At 45.2% G+C, this 3,989-nt stretch carries 3 protein-coding genes; all 3 read left to right on the forward strand.

Features of this window, described 5'->3' with window-relative positions; genetic code table 11:
• The first annotated feature begins 131 nt into the window (after positions 1-131).
• The 3 genes from B5G06_RS13635 to B5G06_RS13645 are packed head-to-tail and all read left to right on the forward strand — an operon-like array spanning position 132 to position 3,659.
• On the forward strand, positions 132-344 hold the full coding sequence (locus B5G06_RS13635; RefSeq protein ID WP_087189595.1) for a helix-turn-helix domain-containing protein: 213 nt from the start codon (positions 132-134) through the stop codon (positions 342-344).
• Positions 331-1,818: an Eco57I restriction-modification methylase domain-containing protein gene (locus tag B5G06_RS13640; protein WP_242955514.1), complete on the forward strand. Its 1,488-nt coding sequence runs from the start codon at positions 331-333 to the stop codon at positions 1,816-1,818. The genes B5G06_RS13635 and B5G06_RS13640 overlap by 14 nt, the downstream gene beginning before the upstream one ends.
• Positions 1,815-3,659, forward strand: coding sequence for a BsuBI/PstI family type II restriction endonuclease (locus tag B5G06_RS13645; RefSeq protein ID WP_087189596.1), 1,845 nt, complete (start codon positions 1,815-1,817; stop codon positions 3,657-3,659). Before B5G06_RS13640 ends, B5G06_RS13645 begins: the two co-directional genes overlap by 4 nt.
• Positions 3,660-3,989 lie beyond the last annotated feature (330 nt).

Genomic DNA, 3,989 nt, shown 5'->3' on the forward strand with positions numbered 1-3,989 from the left:
CGTTGGGAGCATGTCAATGTCTTGGAAAATGTTTGTAAGAGTTACTTCCAGGTACCTTTTTGCAAGATTAACTTCCGCATGACTGGCCACCCAACCGGAAGTTAGTTTTTCAATTGAGGGGAGAAGTAGCAATGCCGGTATCTTATGATAAACTTTGGAAAATTCTCATTGACAAAAAGATGAAACGCTCGGACTTAAAGGATGCTGCGGGCATTAGCTTTAATGTCTTAGCAAAGATGGGAAAAAATGAATTTGTATCAATGGAGAGCCTGTATAAAATTTGTGTGGCTTTAAACTGCGGCATCGATGAAATTATGGAGTTTACGAATCATGAGCATGCTTGACTTTGCAATTAAAGCAACAACAGAATATATTGACCGCATGCCGAAAAGCCAGCGCAAAAAATATGGCCAGTTTTTTACAAGTAAAGAAACTGCCGCTTTTATGGCTGAATTATTTGAGATTCCCGATAAGCGCCAGACACTTTCTATCCTTGATCCTGGTGCTGGTTCTGGCATTCTCTCAGTTGCACTATTGGAACGCTTGCAAGCTTTCTCGGCAATCAAAGAGATTAGATTGGTTTGCTATGAGAATGACCCAAATGTAATGGAGCTATTGCGGGCCAATCTGGAGGTAGCGCGTAGTCAATCCAAACAGAAAATATCCTACGAAATCGTTTCTGATAACTATATTTTAAGTCAAGCGACTGACTATAATTTGATGTTAGGGGCGAATTTGGAGCCCGAAAAATTTGATTTTGTAATCGGGAATCCTCCATATATGAAAATAGCAAAGGATGCCCCAGAAGCCTTAGCCATGCCAGATGTATGTTATGGCGCTCCCAATCTCTATTTTCTCTTTGCTTCTATGAGTATGTTTAACTTGAGAGATGGCGGAGAAATGGTTTATATTATTCCGCGCTCCTGGACCTCTGGCGCGTATTTCAAGAGATTTCGTCAGAAGTTTTTAAGCGAAGGTATTTTGGAGCATATCCACTTATTTGTTAGTCGCGATAAAGTCTTTGAAAAAGAAAGTGTACTGCAGGAAACTATCATTATTAAGCTGAGAAAAACGCGCTCAAAGCCAAAAACTGTTACTATTACTACGACCCAAAGCAATGCAGACTTTTCAAAAAAGACCATTTTTGAGGCTCCATATTCTGCTGTTATCAACGGACCAGATTCCTATGTATATCTGGTGACAAATGCTGAGGAAGTAGAGACACTTGATAGTTTGAACAAGTGGGAAAATACCCTGCCAAGCATTGGCCTAAAAATGAAAACTGGACTTACAGTTGACTTCCGAAACAGAGAAGCACTGAGAGATGTAGCTGAAGAACAGGCTGTTCCATTGTTCTATTCTCAGCACATACAAAATGGCAAAGTGGTTTTTCCTGTAGGGAAGGAACACGAGTATCTGGTTACTGAGCAGCGGGGGCTATTACAGCCAAATAAGAACTATCTTTTTGTTAAACGATTTACAGCAAAAGAAGAACATAGGCGGCTTCAATGTGGTGTTTACTTGGCAAAAAAGCATCCTGAGTATTCCCAGATTAGCACACAAAACAAGATAAATTTTATCGATGGGATGCGTGATCTTTCGGAGTGTGTTGTGTACGGTCTCTATGTCTTGTTTAACTCCACCTTGTATGACTGCTATTATAGGATTTTGAATGGTTCAACGCAGGTCAATTCGACTGAGGTAAACTCTATGCCGGTTCCATCCATGGATGTCATTGAGGCCATGGGAAAAGAGCTAATTGCTGCACACGATATGTCGGAACCGGTTTGTGACAAAATTTTGAGGGGTTATGTATGAGTAAAATAGATGAAGCAAAAGAGATATTAAATGCCTTGCAAGTCCCGGCAAAGCAGCAAAATACCATGTGCTGTTGTGTTTTGCTTGCCATGGCGGGACTTGTCGAGGAAACTCCGTGGCAAGATGCGACCAACGAATGGATTCGTATTCACGATGTAATTGCTTTTGCGAATAACAGTTATGGGACTACTTATGCAGAAAATAGTCGTGAAACCTTCAGAAAACAGGCTATGCACCATTTCAGAAATGCGGCTTTCATCGAGGATAATGGCAAGGCCACCAATAGCCCAAATTACCGCTATCGGTTGACAGATGAAATGCTAAAGTTGGTACAGAGTTTTGGTACAGATCGGTGGGAAACCAAGCTTACTTCTTTTCAAACTAATCACGACACGCTTGTTCAGCTATATGCCTCTAAGCGTGTCAGACGCAAAATGCCTGTGAAAATCAACGGTGAAGATTTCACTTTTTCTCCAGGAGATCATAATCAACTTCAAAAAGCAATTATCGAGGAATTTGCACCGCGCTTTGCTCCAAATTCGGAATGCCTCTATGTCGGCGATACCATTGAAAAGGATTTGGTAAAGAACGAGGACAAGCTTAGCGAACTGGGATTTACTATTACATTATATGATATCCCGGTCCAGAAGATTCAGCAGATGTTCCTGGGCCTCCGGGCTGGTCATGCTGCAGTAATGGCCGTAGGTAACATTGCCTGCCAAAGAGCGTCCCAGGAGGAACTCGCTGATTCCGCTGCCATCTTTGATGCCATTATTTCTCAGACGGTGATGATAATGACTCTGAAGCAGACGGCTTCTGGCTCCATTGGCGGAAGATGGGTCGGGCTTCAAAGCATCAGGCCCGACACCGCAGCGGAGCAGAGCCGCCTTGCAATAGGCGGCAAGTTCTTTACTGGTCATGCGCTTTCCGGAGCTGCTCTCCAGGATCCGGCGTCCTTTCAGGTCAATTCCCTGGCTCTTGAGTTCTTCGGCGCGGCGGAAGAGTTCCCGGGCGGTGAAGGAGCATACGGGCTTTGTATAATCGCGGGGGGACCCGGTAGAAAACTCTTTGATGGTGACAATCTGCGCCGTGGTTTCTTCCCGCCCCATCTGATTAAAGCGCACATCATCCCAGGAGAGCTTACATACATCGCTGCCGGTAAAGCCCTCCTTCTCCAGAAGAACTCCGGTTGCTCCAAGATCGTCAACATCGGCCTCCGCAATCATCTGATTCAGGCGACGTTCCTCCTTTTCGGAAAGAGAATCCTTCTGCTGCGCTTTTTTCTGCTGGGCTTCGATATTGCGCTTCTTGTGGGATGGACTCCCCGCCAGGAAGGTGGTAAACGGATTTTCACCGGAGTAGATACCACGATCCCGGCAGTATTCCCAAAACTGTTCGGCAAGGCGGAAAATCGTTCCCCGTCTTTTCTCGGACAATTTTTTATAGGCAGCGGAAAGAGCCTCCTTGGGAACAGCGTCCATGGTGTATCTGTCCAGCAGACCAGCCAACTTTTCCAGTTCACGCTTGCTGCGGCGCAAGGTTTCCTCAGAGGTATGCGCTTTTTCTTTCCGCTGTTTCAGGAAAATATCCGCATAAATTTGAACGGCCCGGGGAATGGGCATTTTGCCGGCATAAAGGTCATTGTTTACATCGGCCAGGGTGGTGGCGTTCTTTACAGACAGCTCTTTCGCTTTCTCCATGACCTTTTCTTTAATCACTTTTTCATTCGTGGTATCGAGATAAAGGTCGGCCTTAGCAGAGAAAGATTCTGCAGAAGGTTCACGGCCATCGGCTTTCAAGCGGTTCTGTATTTTGCGACGTGCGGGTCCTTTCTTCTGTAGGACTTTTCCATTGCTGGGGGAGCGGAGGCTGATGCGGCCGCGGAGAATATAGAACTTCCCCGTACTGGGCTTTTCTGGTTGTTTCTGCTCATTGAGCGAATATGTATACTTGTTTCCTTTGTAAAAGCACACACCTTCCACATGAAGCAAACCATCTTCTTTTGGATAAGCAATATAGGTGACATCGTCATGCTGTGCAGAGGGCTTTGTTTTGGAATAGTCAAGAAAACCGCACACCCAACATGTCCGGTTATGCCACCTGCGTTTGTGCTGACAGCCACCGTCTCCGCTTGACCAGCGGAGGCAGATGATCCTCGTTGGCAGTGTTGC

It is taken from the genome of Flavonifractor sp. An52, from assembly GCF_002159385.1.
Classification (GTDB): domain Bacteria; phylum Bacillota; class Clostridia; order Oscillospirales; family Oscillospiraceae; genus Flavonifractor; species Flavonifractor avicola.

Coding starts and splice junctions, on each gene's coding strand:
- B5G06_RS13635 (WP_087189595.1), top strand. CDS start 132: ATGCCGGTATCTTATGATAAACTTTGGAAAATTCTCATTGACAAAAAG.
- B5G06_RS13640 (WP_242955514.1), top strand. CDS start 331: ATGAGCATGCTTGACTTTGCAATTAAAGCAACAACAGAATATATTGAC.
- B5G06_RS13645 (WP_087189596.1), top strand. CDS start 1,815: ATGAGTAAAATAGATGAAGCAAAAGAGATATTAAATGCCTTGCAAGTC.